General features: G+C 51.1%; 15 protein-coding genes and 2 pseudogenes. 5 read left to right on the forward strand and 12 right to left on the reverse strand.

Translation table 11 applies throughout. From position 1 onward, the window contains the following. The 6 genes and pseudogenes from E1963_RS18150 to E1963_RS18175 form a co-directional block, all read right to left on the reverse strand. Nucleotides 1-196: pseudogene (locus E1963_RS18150) on the reverse strand (transketolase); the annotation flags it as partial. Nucleotides 197-243: 47 nt separating this feature from the next. Further along, nucleotides 244-1,230 carry an ABC transporter permease gene (locus E1963_RS18155; RefSeq protein WP_132281152.1) on the reverse strand — a complete coding sequence of 329 codons (987 nt, stop codon included), beginning with the start codon at nucleotides 1,228-1,230 and terminating at the stop codon, nucleotides 244-246. Nucleotides 1,231-1,244: 14 nt separating this feature from the next. Next, the gene (locus tag E1963_RS18160) at nucleotides 1,245-2,741 is read right to left on the reverse strand and encodes a sugar ABC transporter ATP-binding protein (protein ID WP_243117801.1); all 1,497 of its coding nucleotides are present in this window, start codon (nucleotides 2,739-2,741) and stop codon (nucleotides 1,245-1,247) included. A gap of 191 nt (nucleotides 2,742-2,932) precedes the next feature. Beyond that, nucleotides 2,933-4,006 (reverse strand): substrate-binding domain-containing protein, encoded by a 1,074-nt coding sequence (locus E1963_RS18165; protein WP_132281158.1) that lies wholly within the window; start codon nucleotides 4,004-4,006, stop codon nucleotides 2,933-2,935. A gap of 345 nt (nucleotides 4,007-4,351) precedes the next feature. Continuing rightward, nucleotides 4,352-5,365 (reverse strand): LacI family DNA-binding transcriptional regulator, encoded by a 1,014-nt coding sequence (locus tag E1963_RS18170; RefSeq protein ID WP_167482255.1) that lies wholly within the window; start codon nucleotides 5,363-5,365, stop codon nucleotides 4,352-4,354. Between the two features lie 31 nt (nucleotides 5,366-5,396). Further along, nucleotides 5,397-6,275 carry a MurR/RpiR family transcriptional regulator gene (locus E1963_RS18175; protein WP_167482256.1) on the reverse strand — a complete coding sequence of 293 codons (879 nt, stop codon included), beginning with the start codon at nucleotides 6,273-6,275 and terminating at the stop codon, nucleotides 5,397-5,399. 245 nt (nucleotides 6,276-6,520) lie between these two features. On the opposite strand from E1963_RS18175, the gene E1963_RS18180 reads away from it, so the two are divergent. The 4 genes and pseudogenes from E1963_RS18180 (at nucleotide 6,521) to E1963_RS18195 (ending at nucleotide 10,607) form a co-directional block, all read left to right on the forward strand. Next, a complete protein-coding gene (locus tag E1963_RS18180; protein ID WP_132281167.1) occupies nucleotides 6,521-7,456 on the forward strand; it encodes a transketolase family protein in 936 nt (311 codons plus the stop codon). A 10-nt stretch (nucleotides 7,457-7,466) separates the two neighbouring features. Next, nucleotides 7,467-8,296: pseudogene (locus E1963_RS18185) on the forward strand (transketolase). 14 nt (nucleotides 8,297-8,310) lie between these two features. After that, on the forward strand, nucleotides 8,311-9,837 hold the full coding sequence (locus E1963_RS18190) for an FGGY-family carbohydrate kinase (protein ID WP_132281170.1): 1,527 nt from the start codon (nucleotides 8,311-8,313) through the stop codon (nucleotides 9,835-9,837). A gap of 56 nt (nucleotides 9,838-9,893) precedes the next feature. After that, a complete protein-coding gene (locus E1963_RS18195) occupies nucleotides 9,894-10,607 on the forward strand; it encodes a cyclase family protein (protein ID WP_132281173.1) in 714 nt (237 codons plus the stop codon). Here E1963_RS18195 and dhaL read toward each other — a convergent pair. From dhaL to E1963_RS18225, 6 genes are all read right to left on the reverse strand, one after another. After that, complete coding sequence (gene dhaL / locus E1963_RS18200; RefSeq protein WP_132281176.1) at nucleotides 10,604-11,242, reverse strand: dihydroxyacetone kinase subunit DhaL; 639 nt, start codon at nucleotides 11,240-11,242, stop codon at nucleotides 10,604-10,606. The two genes, E1963_RS18195 and dhaL, sit on opposite strands and share 4 nt — an antisense overlap. A 29-nt stretch (nucleotides 11,243-11,271) precedes the next feature. After that, on the reverse strand, nucleotides 11,272-12,267 hold the full coding sequence (locus tag E1963_RS18205) for a dihydroxyacetone kinase subunit DhaK (protein WP_132281179.1): 996 nt from the start codon (nucleotides 12,265-12,267) through the stop codon (nucleotides 11,272-11,274). A gap of 36 nt (nucleotides 12,268-12,303) precedes the next feature. Beyond that, entirely contained in the window at nucleotides 12,304-13,071 is a 768-nt protein-coding gene (locus E1963_RS18210) for a GolD/DthD family dehydrogenase (RefSeq protein WP_132281182.1), read from the reverse strand. Between the two features lie 64 nt (nucleotides 13,072-13,135). Next, complete coding sequence (locus tag E1963_RS18215) at nucleotides 13,136-14,104, reverse strand: substrate-binding domain-containing protein (protein WP_132281185.1); 969 nt, start codon at nucleotides 14,102-14,104, stop codon at nucleotides 13,136-13,138. Between the two features lie 87 nt (nucleotides 14,105-14,191). After that, a complete protein-coding gene (locus E1963_RS18220) occupies nucleotides 14,192-15,151 on the reverse strand; it encodes an ABC transporter permease (protein WP_132281188.1) in 960 nt (319 codons plus the stop codon). Nucleotides 15,152-15,168: 17 nt separating this feature from the next. Further along, a complete protein-coding gene (locus tag E1963_RS18225) occupies nucleotides 15,169-16,650 on the reverse strand; it encodes a sugar ABC transporter ATP-binding protein (protein ID WP_132281191.1) in 1,482 nt (493 codons plus the stop codon). Nucleotides 16,651-16,916: 266 nt separating this feature from the next. Between E1963_RS18225 and E1963_RS18230 the strand changes: the two genes are divergently transcribed. After that, on the forward strand, nucleotides 16,917-17,189 hold the full coding sequence (locus tag E1963_RS18230) for a CD3324 family protein (RefSeq protein ID WP_132281194.1): 273 nt from the start codon (nucleotides 16,917-16,919) through the stop codon (nucleotides 17,187-17,189). The last annotated feature ends 111 nt before the right edge of the window (nucleotides 17,190-17,300 follow it).

Consider the following 17,300-nt stretch of genomic DNA (forward strand, 5'->3'; position numbering starts at 1 on the left):
GGCCCTTGCTCATGACGAACTTGTCGCGGTCCGGGTCGTCCTGGTTCTCAGGGCTTACGTCCATCTGGCAGAAGTACAGCTCCGTCAGGATCTCCATCACGCTCATGTCGCCGCCGATGTGGCCGGCCTTCCCCTCGACGATCATGTCGATTACGGTTTCTCTTAATTGATAAGCCAATGCTTTTAGATTTTCCATATTACTGTCCTTTCTATTTGACTCGCTCTGTCTATGTATCACACGGATTATTTTCTCTTGAACATACGCACCATCTTCTCGCGCATTACCGGGTTTTCCTTCATAGCATCGATGACGACAGCGATAAGAACGACGCCGCCGGTAACAACCGTTTCCCAGTAAGATGACACACGCATCAGCGTGATGGATGTAGATATGGTGCCACTTAAGAGACCACCGATTACCGTACCGACAACCCCTCCGATACCGCCGGTCATGGACGTTCCCCCAAGGACCGAAGCCGTTACGGAAGGCATGACCCAGTTGGCTCCGATACTCGCCTGGAAGGACGCCAGCTTACACGTCATAAGCACCCCGGCCGTAGCCGCCAGAAGCCCGCTTAAGCAGTACACCATCATCTCTACCCGCTCGGTCTTGATGCCGACGATCTTTGCACAGTTCCGGTTGCCGCCAAGCGCAAAGATGTGTCGGCCGAATTTGGTCCGTCTGAGCATGATGGTCAGTATGACACAGATGACAATCATGATAATTACAATCGTCGGAAGAATATCTCCGATAACGCCGTTTGCGATAAACTGTGCATCCTCCGGGACGCCCACGATAGGCATACCCTTCGTAATGATGTATACGATACCTTTGTATATCTCTCCTGTCGCCAGCGTAACGATGAATGGAGTAATCTTTAGATAAGCGATGAAAAATCCATTGACCGCGCCGAATACGATACCAAGCAGGCAAGATACGATAATTGCAAGATAAGAGTTCATCCCCATCTCAACCATAAATGTAGCCGCAAACATACTGCTGACAGAGCCGATGGCCGCCACGGAAAGGTCGATGCCTCCCGTCAGGAGCACGATTGTCTGTCCGAAACTGATGATGATGATGAAGGAAGCCGCACGCGTCAGCGTACTGATGTTATATGCCGTGAAAAAGTTGCCTGTGGCAGCGTGAACCGCGATACCTACAAGAATTGTTACAATAAGTACCATCCCTGCAGTAGATTTAAAGAAATCAATCATTTTTTTACCCATTGTTTTATTCCCTCCTACTGAAATGCCACTTTCAGAACGTCTTCTTCTGTGGTCATGTCTACATCTTCAATATATCCTTTGATTCTTCCCTGGTGTACGACCATTACCCGGTCCGCGAGCGCCAGCACCTCTTCCATCTCGGAAGAGATGACCACTACCGCGACTCCGTTGTCCGCCAGTTCTCTGACAAGCTGATGGATCTCTCCTTTGGCATTGACATCGATACCTCTGGTGGGCTCATCCATGATGAGCATCTTGATGCCTTTGGCCATCCAGCGCGCAACGATGACCTTCTGCTGGTTGCCGCCGCTTAAGTTCTTGATAAGCTGCTCCTGTCCCGCAGTCTTGATCTTAAACTTGCTGATGTAATCATCCGCAATCCGGGATGCCTCTTTGAAATTGATGAGGCCGTTCTTCTTCAGCTGGTCATAAGAAGGAAGCATCATATTTTCAAGCACAGACATGCCCGGCGTGATACCGTCATGCCGTCTTTCCTCAGATACATATCCCATGCCGAGCCTGATTGCCACCCGCGGATCCTTGATGTCTACTTCTTTTCCTTCCACGAACGTCTTTCCGCCCGGCTCCTTCTGGGTTATCCCGAATACAGTCTTGAATATCTCTGTTCTGCCGGCACCTACGAGCCCTGCCACGCAGAGGATCTCTCCTTTTTTCACCTGGAAGCTCACATCCTGGAACTCCCCTTCCCGGTTCAGCTCCTTTGCTTTAAAGAATACTTCGCCGGACACTTCTCTTGCAATGTGCTTGGACTGTTCTACCTTTTTGCCCGCCATGCTGGTAATGATATCTTCTTTTGTCATATCTTTGACTTCCGTTACTTTGACGAGCTTCCCGTCACGCATGATCGTCATGCGGTCCGCCTGCTCAAGCACTTCGTCCAGATGGTGGGTGATGAATACCATCGCCGTTCCCTCTTTTTTCAACCTCTGCATGGATTCAAACAGGGATACGGCCTCTTTATTCGTCAGCACCGCCGTCGGCTCATCCAGAATAAGCACCCTCGGCGAATAGGCGAGTGCCCGCGCAATAGACACGAGCTGCTGGTACGCAGCAGACAGCGTCTTGACTTTGCGCGTCACATCTATCTCAACATTTAAAATCTTCAATAATTCGATTGCTTCATTCTGTGTTTCTTTCCAGTTAATCAAAGTTCCTTTGGCTCTCTCATTCCCGAGGAAAATATTTTCCTCGATCGTAGCTTCGGGAATCAGGTTCAGTTCCTGCGGAACTAATACGATATTCTTGCCAAAGGCATCCTTAGGGGATGAGATCTTGACCGGTCTGCCGTCCATGAAGATCTCGCCTTCGTCCATGATGTACTGTCCGGTGAGGACATTCATCAGTGTACTCTTACCTGCACCGTTTTCTCCCAGCAGTGCATGGATCTCGCCCGGCCTGATGCTCAAGTCGACTTTATCCAGCGCTTTTGTTCCCGGGAAGGTCTTGGTGATCCTTTTCATTTCAATTACGAATTCGCTCAACTTATTCACTTCCTCTACCTTTTTTTCAATCCTTCGTGCTACATTTCTTCTCTTTCCTCATCTCTGGCCCGAGCCCTGGGTGCGGGTGCGCTCCCGGCACCAAGGTATAAAAATTCCACGCAACCATGCTTACATAATCGCGTGGAATTATATAACCTTTCAAAAGATGTTCCCTGCTTCCAAGCGAAGCTTAATTCTGCTTATTTTTCGCCAAACAGCATGTCGATGTACTCATCTGCCTGATCCTGGTATACAGATGTCGATCCAACGTCTGTGATTTCATCTACGTCTTCGCCGTCGATACATTTCACAGCATTGTAGATGAGCTTGTATCCCATATCGTAGCAGTTCTGTACCTGGGCAACATATAACGTACCGTCTTTCAGGTAGTTGAATGTACGAAGGTCATGATCCATACCGCCGATGATCACTTCACCGCTCTTGCCTGCATCTTTTACAGCCTGACATGCACCTACCGGATTGGACATGTTGTTGCAGAGGATACCATTAAGGTCCGGATAAGCCTGCATCCATGCTTCTGTAATTTCGATAGCCTTCTCTACGAAGTCATTGTCTCTCTGGTCATCGACTACTTCGATATCAGGATATTTCTCAACGGTATCGTAGAAAGCTTCCAGACGCTGTTCATGTGAAGATGCCCCGATCGTTCCTGACAGGAAAGCAATCTTGCCTTTCTTGCCCATCTTCTCACACACTGCTTCTGCAATTGCAGCGCCGTCGCCGTAGTTGTCATTATTCCCTACGAAGAATGACCTCTCGGAATCCGGAATATCAGAAGAGGCAAACAGCGCAACCTTTACCCCCGCATCTGCAGCATCGTCAACTGCCGGCTGCGTCGTCTCGATCTGGTTGACGTCTACCGCAACAAGGTCATATCCCTGTCCTACCGCAGTCTCGATCGAGTTGACCTGGTCAACCGCGTCCGGCTCAACCGGTGCATACCACTCATAATCAATCGTTACGCCCCTGTCCTTAAAGTCCGCTACGGCTGCCTTGACACCGACTTCGATCGCGTCATACCATGCATGTACTAACTTGTATGTACAGTAGATCTTGTATTCGTCTTTCTTCGGCTCATAGCTCGTATCAAAGTCCTGGTCTGCAAGAGCTTTCGCATTTGCAGCTTCCTGTGTATCCTCCGTCTTCTTTTCCTCTGACTTTGAATCAGATTTTCCTTCGTCTTTGCTCCCGCATCCTGCCATGGCCAATACCATAGCTGCGACCAATAATAAACTAACAATTTTCTTTTTCATAATTTTCTCCTTTCAAACTTAACCTTTGCTTTTTGCATGTTGCAAAGCCTCCTTGAAATGTTCCTCCTTTCTCCTAAATTTTTCAGTCACGGGGAATCGCTATTTAGTAAATTTTTTATAAATTGTAGACTAAATTATTTTTTCTAAATTTATTGAACAATTTATAAATATTTTGAGAAATGTAGCACTTTGACTAACTTTTAACATATTTCCCTCTGTTTTTTGACTTTATAACCAAGTTATATCACCTTTGTCCTGCCGTGTCAACTAAATTACAAATAAAAAAGTAGTGTTTTTACTAAATTAATTTAGCAAAAACACTACTAAATTTTTAACTGCCTTGATTTACACTAATTCCTTCACACTTTCGTTTACAATCAATTTTGTACCAAGTTTATATTTTACCGTATGTTTCCTTTTGTTGCTCATTTTTTCCATGAGCATCTCAACGGCCATCTCGCCCATCTCATCGCCGGACAGCTGTACTGTCGTGACCTTGGGATCCGTAAAGGAACAGATAGGCCGGTTGTCGAACCCGACGATAGAGACTTCGTCCGGCACCTTTATCTCCCGCTTCTTCATGGCCTGCACCGCGCGGCATGCAAGCAGGTCGTTATCCGCGAGGAAGGCAGTGGGCAGCTTCGCATGGATGTCCAGATAGCGCCCCACGTCCCGTTCCGTTTCCGATTCCATATATCCCACTTCCATAATCCGTTCTTCGTCAAACGTAAGCCCCCGGCGCCGCAGGCAGTCCTCAAACGCCTGCATCCGCTCCTCAAAGCAGAGGATCGCCACCTTGCTCTTGATATAACCAAACTCCCTGTGTCCCATCTGGTACAGATATTCAAACCCCTGGTATATCCCGAGGTAGTTGTCCACCGTAACCGTGTCCACCGCCAGCGTCGGAAACGGATTGTCTATGAATACGCACGGGACATTGAGCTTGGAGAAGACCTCCATGTCCTCCGGATACATCTCCACCGCATAGACGATATAACCGGCATACCGGAAGTTCTCCAGTGCGACATACCTCTCATTCAGCGGCATGCTCTTGTCCAGATACATCATGGTCATCGTATAGTTGTTCTTCTCGATCGCCTTGTTGAGGCTCTCGGACAGATAGTTGAAAAATGGGTATTCGTCTACGATCGCCCCGCCGCACTTATATATGACAAAGCCTATATCCCCCCGTTTGACTCCCCCGTCCTTCAAAAGATACTCACAGTCCAGCTCTATAATCTTCTTCATGATCTCTTCTCTTTTTTCTTCACCGACCCCCGGCTTGTTGTTAAGAGCCAGGGATACGGTAGCCGGGGATACTCCCAGTTCCCGGGCAATATCCTTCGCTTTATACTTCATGTTGATTGTTCCTCCCAGATTTTCCTCGACCTTACACATTTTTATCCGGCAATTTATTCACTTTTAGATTTTCCGAAACCTCCTGCAATCTTGCAAACGAATTAGACTCCATCTTCTGCAGCACGCCCATGTACACCGCATCCAGCATAGCCTGTTCGGCTACCCTGCGGGCAATGATCTCCTTGTCCACCGTCGTATCCGTCGTCACATTGTACAGGACGATATCCGAATACTTCGTGAGCTCCGACTTTCCGGCTTTGGTGATGCATATCGTGACGGCGCCCTGGCCCTTCGCGATCCGCATGGCCTCCACCACCTGCTTGGTCCTGCCGCTGTGGGAGATGGCAATCGCCACATCCCCCTCCTTCATGTTGCATGCATTCACAATCTGAACATCGGCATCACTGTCCGCATAACAGTCGTAACCGATCCTTCTGAACCGCAGGCTCGCATAGCTGCATGGAAACATGGCGTCGCCAATGGCAAAGAAGCATATCTTGTTAGCAGTCGAGAGCACTTCACATGCATTTTCATATTCTTCTACCGCAGCTACCTCAAGCGTCCTGCGCAGGTTCAGTATGTTCAGCTCAAACACTCTCTCCACGATTTCTCCCATCCCCTGCCCGGTACTCAGGCGCACGGATTCCTCCTGGATGGCAGGCATCCGAAGCTGCACTTCCAGCAGGCTCTTGAGCTCTGCATATCCCGATACCCCAATCGTCTTGCAGAGCCTGACAATCGTGGCTTCCCCGCACTCGCATCTGGCCGCAAGCTTTTTAAGAGACATTCTGGTAACTTCCTTTGGCGATGCCAGAACAAACTCTGCCACTCTCTTTTCTGCCGCCGTCAGGCTGGGCAGAAGAAACCTTGTCGTCGCCAGAATATTACGTCCATTTTCAATCATACCCATTTGCTTTTTCTCCCATTCTGTCATCTTAGTCTTATTATCCCATAGTTTTACTCCTCTTTCAATACGTTATTTTTGGAGTTAATTTTTTGTATTATCTCTACATTTTGGTTATTTTATACATTTATTTTTGATTAATTTTTGCAATATGTTGTACATTATTTAGTATTTACAATCCATTTATTATATTCTATAATTGGAGCACAAACTAAATTTTACAAAATATTTTTTAGAAAGGACTATTATTTATGAAAAAATCATTTCGCTCTACGCTTATCGACACCGTCATGAAAAGTGCCGAAGACTATGACAACCTGGTCGTCCTGAATGCCGATTCTGCCCGGGCGCTGAAACTGACCGGGTTCACCAAAGCCTGGCCCGGCCGCATGTTCGGCGTCGGCATCAGCGAGGCTGACATGATTGGTACGGCAGCCGGCATGGCAGCCGCAGGCCTTCTTCCTGTAATCGTAGGTTTTTCCATGTTCGTATCCGAGAAGCCATTTGAGCAGATACGCCAGGCGGTCGCATATCCCAATCTGAACGTCAAGATCATCGCCACCCACAGCGGGCTCTGCGTAGGGCAGGACGGGGCGACCCACCAGGCGCTGGAGGACATCGCCGTCATGCGCGCCCTGCCTAACTTCAAGGTATATGCGGCCGCTGACGTGACCGAGACAAAGGCTGCCGCGGAGGCCATGCTGAAGCATGAGGGGCCTGCTTATCTCAGGCTCGGGCGTGATCTGGCGGAAGACATATTTGATGAAAACAAGTCCTTTTTCCCCGGTGGGGCGGATGTCCTGCGGGAAGGCCCCGATGTCACTATCGCAGCCTGCGGGCTTATGGTAGAGCAGGCCCTTATTGCGGCCTCCGCCCTCCGCTCCGGAGGGATTCACGCAACCGTCCTGAATACCTATTCCATCAAACCGCTGCCGGAAGATCTGCTGCTCGACAGGGCCAGGAAGACAAAAGCCTTTGTAACTGCCGAAGACCACTCGGTCACAGGAGGGCTTGGAGGCGCGGTAAGCGAGTACCTGTCACAGACCTGTCCCGTACCGGTCATCCGTGTCGGAGTGGAGGACTGCTTCGGAGAATCAGGTACTCAGGATGAACTCTATCAAAAATACGGCCTCACCGCGGACCATATCATCGACGCCGCCAGACGGGCAATCAGCATGAAAGCGTAGGAGGTTAATGATGTCCAGAGATATAAAAGAACTGAAATCACAGGCAAATATAATACGCAGAGATATTCTGGAGATGGTTTACAATATCCGTTCCGGTCATCTCGGCGGCTCCTTCTCCATGGTAGAGATGCTGACCGCCCTCTACTTTGACGAGATGCGCTATCACCCGGCAGCACCGGACAATCCGGAGCGGGACCGCTTCGTCCTCTCCAAAGGCCACACCGCGCCGGCGCTTTACGCCACGCTTGCTAATGCCGGCTTCTTCCCAAAGGAAAAGCTTCTCACTTCTTTCCGGAGAATCGACGGTATGCTGCAGGGACACCCGGACATGAAGAAGACTCCGGGCGTGGAGATGACAAGCGGCTCTCTCGGCATCGGCCTTTCCGCTGCCAACGGCATGGCACTGGCCAACCGCTATGAAGGGCACCAGGGGCGCGTGTACTGTATGATCGGAGACGGAGAGCTGAACGAAGGCCAGATATGGGAAGCCGCGGCAACGGCAGCGCACTACTATCTCGATAACCTCACCGCCCTCATGACATCAACGGTCTGCAGAATGACGCAGAGACGAAGAACGTGAAAAACATGCTTGACATAAGAGCAAAATGGGAGGCCTTCGGCTGGAACACGATCGAGATAGACGGACATGATTTCGACGCTATCTTCGGGGCGTTCGATGCCGCTCGCTGCCATAAGGGGCAGCCGACCGCCATCATCGCCCATACGGTCAAAGGCAAAGGAGTCTCATTCATGGAGAATGTCGTCGCCTTTCACGGAAAGACTCCTTCCGAAGAAGAATACAGAATCGGAATGAAGGAACTAGAGGAAGCGGCGTTGTGACAGGAGGATACGATATGGACAGACAGTTATTTATCGGATGTGATATAGGCACATCGAGCACGAAAGCAGTAGCCGCCGACGTACACGGCACCATCCACGCACAGGCAACCGTTTCTTACGGCCTGAGCAAGCCCCGCGGCAACTGGGCCGAACAGCACCCCGATGTGTGGCTCGATGCCGCCGTGTCGGCGATACGTGCCGTCACAGAACACCTCCCACCCACCGACAGCATAGAGGCCGTCTGCATCAGCGCGCTGTACGGAGGGACCGGAGCCATGTGTGATGAGGATATGGTTCCGGTGCGCCCTTCCATCATCTGGATGGACCGCCGGGCAGAGGATGAAAGCCGGGAGCTGCGAGCTTTGATTGGAGAAGAAGATATCTTCCGCACATCCGGCAATGGCATAGATTCCTACTTCGGATATACAAAGCTGCTCTGGGTCCGGAAGCATGAGCCTTCCGCCTGGGCCAGAATCCGGCATATCGTTCCGATCCACAGTTATATCATATACAAAATGACCGGGGAACTGGCGGTCGACTATTGTTCCGCCGGGAATGTGGGAGGCATATACGACTATGCAGGGCATACCTGGTCTGAAGATATGTGCTGCAGACTGGGGATCCCTTTCGCGTCTCTTCCTTCCAGATTCTGCAAGCCGGAAGAGATAGTAGGAACGCTGAACAAGGAGTATCAGGAAAAGCTCGGAATCGGCCGTCCCGTGCCGTTCTGCGCCGGCACCGTAGACTGTATCGCTTCTATGCTCAGCGCAGGAATCACCAGCCCCGGCGACAATGCGGCCGTACTCGGCACCTCCCTGAACTGGGGCTTTATACACCGTACAAAGCCCGGCAATCCGAACCTCATCTCCATGCCTTACTGCATAGAGCCGGACGCAATGAGCTACACGTACGGCGGCGCATCCACTGCAGGCGCGCTTCCAAGGTGGTTTGCCCAGAATTTTCTCGGCCAGGACTCTTCTTCCTCTTATGAGCTTTTGGAAAAAGAAGTCCGGGATGCCAAGGCAGGCCCTGGATCCGACGGCCTTATCGCGCTCCCCTACTTTATGGGAGAGCGGACGCCTATATGGGATGAGAACGCCACTGGGGTACTGTTCGGGCTCACGCTCTCGCACACGAGGGCCCACATATACAGGGCTGTCCTGGAATCCGTGGCTTATTCGCTGAGGCATATCATGGAATGCATGACAGGACCCATGTCCGATATCAGCAAGATCGTGCTTGTCGGCGGAGGAGCCCGCTCCAGCCTCTGGAAGGGGATCTTCGCAGACGTCACCGGCTTTCCCGTGTGCACGCCTGTACAGGACGCCGAAGCGCCCCTCGGCGATGCCTTCCTTGCAGCCATAGGATCCGGTCACATAAGTGATTACAGCTTGATCGAGCGCTGGATTGCCATGGGGGCGCCCATCCGCCCCAACCTCTCACATCACGAACAGTACAGCCGGTACTTTGCACTTTACAAAGAGCTGTACCATGACTTGAAGGAGACCATGAAGAAACGGGCAGACATGCTCCGGAAGTAAACCGCTGCCACAAAATGGTACGTACATGAACCAGACAATAAAAAGGAGAGAACCGTATGAAAGTAGATTTCAGCAAAGTAGTGGAACTGAGCCACCGCATGATTCCAAGAGAAGAACCTTTTAACCTGCAGACCTGGGTATATGACGTGGACATCCTCGGAGAGCGGGGCGAACCCCACAGCCCCGGCACCTGGTATGTATCAGGAGACGTGAACTTCTCAACCCACTGCGGCACCCATGTGGAATTCCCGCTCCACCATATAGAGGGCGGGCTGGATGCAGCCACCTTTCCTCTCACAAGCCTGATCGGAGAGGCGGTCGTCCTGGACTTCACAGATAAGAAGGCCGGAGACTGCATGTCTCTTGAGGAATTCAAGGCATATGGAGACAAGATTCAGGAAGGAGATATCGTATTCCTCCACACAGGCCTTGACAAGAACTGGCGCACCGTCGACTGGGAACCGTATCCTTACATAGCATGTGATGCCATGCAATGGCTCATAACGGAAAAGAAAATCAAAGCTATCGGTACCGACGCAACTTCGCTGGAGAACTTCAACGTCCCGGACCAGCCGAACCACAACCTTGCGTTCCGCCATAATCTTGCCATGGTCGAGTCTCTTACGAATCTCGACAAGATAGAGGGCGGACGCGCTCTCGTGTTCATGCTGCCGCTGAAGATTGCCGGAATCGAGGCCTGCCCCTGCAGGATAATCGCTATCAATGACGGGCGGTTGCCCTGTCCCTTTTTCAATTCAGGGTGTCCCTAGAGCAATTCTTTTATCCCGTCCGCCATCGCTTCCAGGATGGTGCAGCATGATGTCGCACCGGCATCGAGCACCCCTCGCGACCGTTCTCCAAGCCGGCTGGAACGTCCGAACTTGGCTACCATATCTTTGGTGGAGTCCCGCCCTGCTCTCGCTGCGTCTTTCATCTTATCGAGAATCTCAGCGAACCCGGTTCCTGCCTCCGCTCCGTCTCTGACCGTCTCTGCCGCCCGGGCAAGCGTGTCTACGAGCGTCTTGTCTCCTACCTTTGCCTCCACGATGCCGCACAGGCCCGAAAGCCCTGCTTCCAGCATATCTGCGAATTCAGCCGGGCCTATCTCTTCGGCCTCTTCTCCGGCTTCCGCCATGTCCATGAAGATAGTCCCATATATCGGGCCCATGGATCCGCCTATCTCGTTGAGCAGAATCATGCCAAGTTCGTCAAGCCCTTCCGTAAAGCTGATGTCCTTCTCTTTGAACCTTGTCTCGAATACCGTGAACCCTTTGTTCATGTTCATCCCGTGGTCTCCGTCCCCGATCAGGCCATCTACTTCTCCGAGATATGCTTTATTGTCCTGGATTCCTTTCACCATCTTAAGCAGCACCGGTTTTCCGTCTGCATTTTTAAATCTGTCCATGCTATTCCTCCTTGCAGCCTCTTATCGAATCAGAACTGTTTTAATCCCATGCTTTCGGCCGGCATGTCGATCAGTTCTTTCAGCTCATCATCCAGTTTCATGACGGTAAGCGTTGCCCCCATCATCTCTAGCGATGTAAAGTAGTTCCCCACATAAGCTTTATATGTCTTGATGCCCTTCCCGCTTAAGATCCTGTCAATCTCATCATACAGTACGTATAATTCCATCACCGGCGTAGCACCCAGGCCGGAGACGAGGACCGCCACTTCGTCGCCTTCTGCGAACGGATAATCGGGCAGCACGACATCTGTCATGCGTTTTGCCATCTGGGCCGCCGGGGCAAGCGGGCATACCTCTATACCGGGCTCGCCGTGATGTCCGATGCCTACTTCCATCGTACCGTCCTTAATCTCAAAGTTCGGGTGCCCCACCGCCGGCAGCGTGCAAGGTGTCAAGCCGATTCCTACGCTTCTCGTATTGTCGATAGCCTTCTGGGCTGCCGCTATGACTTCATCCAGGCTGCCGCCTTTTGCTGCTTTTGCGCCCCCTACCTTCCACATGAGCACTTCGCCTGCCACGCCTCTTCTCTTTTCCCTCTGATCCTTTGGCGCGGAGGCCACGTCGTCATTGGCAACCACCGTCTTGACGGTTATCCCGGCCTTTTTTGCCATCTTCACCGCCATCTTGACATTCATATTATCGCCGGAATAATTGCCGTACAGGCAGGCCACGCCCTGTCCCTGGTCTGCTTCCCTGCATGCATCCAGAAATGCCGCCGCTGTCGGAGAGGAACATATCTCCCCGACTGCCGCCGCGTCGCAGAGGTTTCTGCCCACATAGCCGATGAAAGCAGGCTTGTGGCCCGAGCCCCCGCCTGTGACGACGCCCACCTTGCCTTCCGGAATGTTCCTGGCCTTTACGACACGCGGATTGTCCGCCGCCTCCACGATATCAGAATGCGCTTTCAGGAATCCTTTCAGCATCTCGTCCACGATATCATCCGGATTATTTAATATTCTCTGCATATGCTGCCTCCTTTATATTACTTTGCCCTGGTAATATTATTTAATCGTATATCCGCCGTCAATCAGCAGATTGTGTCCCGTGATCATGGCTGCCGCGCCGCTGCACAAAAAGCCGATTGCTCCGGCAATCTCATCCGGTTCCGCAAAGCGTCCGGAAGGCATCTCCTCTTTGAACGCATCGCCTGCGGGACCGTCCCATGCCTTATGCCCCAGTTCTGTCAGCACGACCGTCGGGGATACTGCATTGACGCGTATTCCGTATCTGCCCCATTCATAAGCCATGACTTTAGTCATCGCTATAATCGCCCCCTTGGAAGCACAGTAGGCCACATGCCTGTCGAGCGCGATGACTCCTGCCTGGGATGCCATGTTCACGATGCACCCTTCCACTTCCTTATCAATAAAATATCTGCCCATCATCTGAGCCATCATAAAAGATGCCTTCAGATTCACGTTCATCGTTCGGTCCCAGTCTGCCTCAGATATAAGCTCTGCCTTCTCAAGCGCCACGATTCCCGCACAGTTTACAAGTATATCGACCTGGCCGAACGCCTTTACCGCCTCTTCAAGCACTCTCTCCCTGTAGGATTCATCGGTAGCGTCTCCTGCCACACCGATCGCTTTCGGATCCAGTTTCTTTGCAACGCTGTCTACATCAGGATTCAAATCAGCTAAACATATCTTCACGCCCTTTTTCGCAAAGAACTGCGCCGTGGCGTATCCGATCCCCGCAGCGCCTCCAGTAATGACCGCCGTTTTCCCCTCTAATGAAAAGTCCGCATCTGCTCCGTAATATTTCAACATGATTTTTCCTCCTTACCCTTTCATGCCGGGAAACCCTGCTCAGAATCTCCCGGCTTATACACGATTATTGAGCTCTTTCTCTAAAATCTGCCACGTTGTCTTTATTCACTTCCTCAAAGTCGATCCAGTAGTTCTCGTCAACATCTTTGCCGTTTACCGCATCGAGCAGTACCTGTACTGCCTTTCTTGCCTGCCCGTCCGCATTCTGGAAGATGGATACGACCATATTGCCGCTTTCTACTGCGTCAAGAGCGTCCGTAATACCATCCACGCCTACCGCCGGGATATCTTTGTTCACCCCCTTCACAGCCTCCCTTGCTCCAAGTGCCATCTCGTCGTTTTCCCCGATAATTCCGTCAATTTCGTCAAATGCCTGCAGCCATGTCTCCATCACTGTCATCGCTTCTGAACGTGACCAGTTGGCCGTCTTTTCTGCCAGCACTTCTACGCCCGGATTCTTGTCCAGAATGTTCTGGATACCTTCACGCCGCTCAATCTGTGCAGACTGGCCCATCGGCCCTTCGATTATGACTATCTTGGCGTCTGTACCGACTTTATCAAGAAGCGCCTGTGTCTCCATCTCGCCGGCCTTGACGTCCTCTGAACCTACATAGCTCGTCAGCTTGTCGTTCTTCACACGCGTATTGACTCCGACGATCGGTATCCCTGCCTCTACCGCCTTGTCTACACACGGGGAACAGGCTTCTGCATCCTGAGGATTCAATATGATGCCGTCACATCCGTCTGATATCATCGTCTCAACCTGGCTTATCTGCGTACTCGCATCATAGTTGCCGTCGTATACGGTCAGTTCGATGCCGAGCTTTTCCGCCTCGTCCTCCGCGGCATTGGCCAGACGCACCGTGTACTCGTTTTTCAGGCTGTAGAGCGTCATTCCGATCTTCACCTTCTTGTCGGAATCCTCTGAATCAGATTTCTCCTTTTTAGCCTCCTTGTCAGCAGCTCCGCACCCCACGGCCAGCCCCGCCGCCAGGCTCAGGCACAGCAGTACGCTTAATAACTTCTTTTTCATCTCTTTTCCTCCTTATTTTTCTGTTTATATAAAAATGCTTCTGCATTTTTATTACCCTGCATGCTTCCGTCACCAGCTCCGGCCCGCCTACCTTGACTCGTTAAGAGAATCGAGCATGACTGCGCCGATGATGATGATTCCTTTTATAACGAGCTGCCAGTATGAAGATACCGCCATCATATCAAGCCCATTGTTCATCACCCCCATGACCAGGAAACCTACCACGGTTCCCCAGAGCCGTCCGCGTCCTCCTGACAGGCTGTTGCCGCCTATGACAGCGGCCGCGATAGCATCTACTTCATATCCATCTCCATTCTGGGAGATTCCGGATGTGACACGGGAGGTCAGGATCACTCCGGCCAGCCCGGCCAGAAGGCCGGATATCATATATACGGAACAGATGACCATCTTAATGTTGATGCCGGATACCCTCGCTGACGTTGCATTGCCTCCTGTGGCGAATACATACCGTCCATATCTTGTCTTATACAGTATGATATAACATACAATCAATACTCCAATCAATATCAATACCGGAATTGGTATGATGCCCGCACTTCCGCCTCCAATCACGAGGAACTCTTTGCTCAGTCCCGGAATCGGCTTGGCGTCGCTGGCCATGAATGTGATTCCCCTGGCTATGCTGAGCATGCCAAGGGTGGCAATAAATGCAGGAACCCTCAGGTAAGCTATGACGACCCCATTAACCGTGCCTATAAGAAGCCCGATGGCAAGTCCGGTGAGAAGAGCTACATACCATGGCATCCCGGTCTCTGTCCTGGCCACAAGCGCACAGTACATCCCCGCAGCCCCCACCGCAGAACCGACGGACAGGTCGATTCCCCCGGTCAGCACGACAAAAGTCATCCCAAGCGCCAGCAGGCCGTTGATAGATGCCTGGCGCAGCATGTTGAGCATGTTCGTGACCGTAAGGAATCTGGCTTTCATTACAGTAAAGAATATCATAATGACGACCAGGCCGAGGATGACACCATACTTTGCCAGAAATTCTTTTATGTTGAATTGTTTGCTTCTACTCTTTCCCATAGTTCTCTCTTCCTCCCTTATATGTGTGATACTGCCATCTTCATGATGCTTTCCTGTACAAACTCGCTCCGCTTCAGCTCTCCGCCGACCTTGCCATTGCTCAGCACAAGCATTCTGTCTGCCATCCCCATGACCTCCGGCATCTCGGAAGATATCATGATAATCGCGTTTCCTTTCGCGGCATATTCACACATCAGCTTATATATCTCCGATTTGGCCCCTACGTCTATGCCCCTCGTAGGCTCATCCAGAATCAGGAGCTTCGGATTCTTGATTATCCATTTCGAGAGGACCACCTTCTGCTGGTTGCCCCCGGACAGCGACTTTACAAGCTGCTTCGGGCTGTGCAGCCTGATGCGCAGCCGCTCGATCTCATCCTTTACGAGGCTGCTCTCTTCCTTCTCATTGATGAAAAGCCCCCGGCTTAGCTCCTTCATGGACGCAAGCGATATGTTCTGTCCAACGCTCATCTCAAGGACAAGCCCTTCCTGCTTCCTGTCTTCCGTCACATATGCGATCCCCTCGCGGATCGCGTCCTTCGGCCTCCTGATGTCCAAAGTCTTTCCGTCAAATATGACTTCGCCCTTATCCCGCCTGTCCAGTCCGAACAGTGCGTGCATCAGCTCTGTCCTGCCCGCTCCCACGAGCCCCGCGATACCGTAGATCTCCCCCCGCTTCACCGTAAAGCTGATATCCTGGAACTTGTCTCCAAGCGTAAAGTTCCGGACTTCCAGTATCGTATCGGATATCGGGACTTCCGATTTGGGAAATATCTCTGTAAGCTCACGTCCGACCATATTCTTGATCAATATGTTGTTGTCGATATCTTCTGCTTTCCACGTATTCACATACTGGCCGTCACGCAGGACGGTAATATCGTCTGATATCTGAAATATCTCATCCATCTTGTGTGAGATATAAATGATTCCTTTACCCTGCTCCTTCAGATTACGGATAATAGAAAACAGGTTGTCGACCTCCTTGTCCGTAATCGCCGATGTCGGCTCATCCATGATGATAATTTCCGCGTTCAGCGATATTGCCTTTGCAATCTCGACAAGCTGCTGGTCCGCCACCTTAAGCGCGCCCACTTTCTCTTTCGGGCTTATATGTACCTTCATGTTTTCAAGCAGTTCTTCCGTCTGCCTGTACATCTGGGCATAATCGATGAAAAGCCTCCCGCCTGGCTCCCTGCCAAGATAGATATTTTCCGCCACGGTCATCTCCGGAACCGGAGACAGCTCCTGATGGATCATAGCGATGCCGAGCGCCTGGGAATGCTTCGGCGACTGGATATCAACCTGTTCCTCCTTTACCGTGACTGTTCCCGCGTCGCATTTATGGATTCCCGCCAGGACCTTCATCAAGGTGGACTTGCCTGCGCCATTCTCCCCCATCAGCGCGTGGACCGTCCCTTTTCTCAAGATGAAATCTACTCCGTGCAGCACCTTGACCGTGTTAAAGCTCTTTTCGATTCCCTTCATTTCCAATAAATTCAAAGTCCTCGCTCCTTTCCCACTGATTTCCTCTTACTGGTCTAATTTTATTACAGAGGACGCTCCCGGCGAGGTTCAATATTTCATAAAAAAGTTTTATTTTTCTTTATTTTGTTTTTTGTTTAACAGATGGAGGCATCGATACTGCTCATTTTTATTTATAAAACAAATATGAGAAGGCAGATCTGGCGCGGTTATGGTATACTATAAGGCATATAATGTGAGATAGCCTTTGCTTTCCCTGTTAATACGAGACGAAGGAGAGCAAGATGCGCTATAGAAAAGCTGACCAGATTCTGCCGCGGGAATTGCTTGAAAAGGTACAAGAATATGTCGACGGCACAATCCTGTACATCCCAAAGACCGAAGAACATAGAAAGAACTGGGGAGAGGGGACGGCTACACGGGAGGAGCTCAGTATCCGGAATGCCCGGATCTATTCGGATTACCTGGCCGGTGAAAGTATGAGGGATCTGTCTTTGAAATATTTTCTATCACTGAAGAGTATCCAGCGGATTATCGGGCAAGAGAAGAAGATGTAAGTTTAAGTAAACCAGGCGGCGGGCGGGGAGCCGGGTGGCATCTGCTCCGATGCGTACGAGGCTCTGACTATTTCACGTATCCCTACGCCTGCAGAATGCGCGCCGATAGCG

Origin of the sequence: Extibacter muris, from assembly GCF_004345005.1 — a bacterium.
Classification (GTDB): Bacteria; Bacillota; Clostridia; order Lachnospirales; family Lachnospiraceae; genus Extibacter; species Extibacter muris.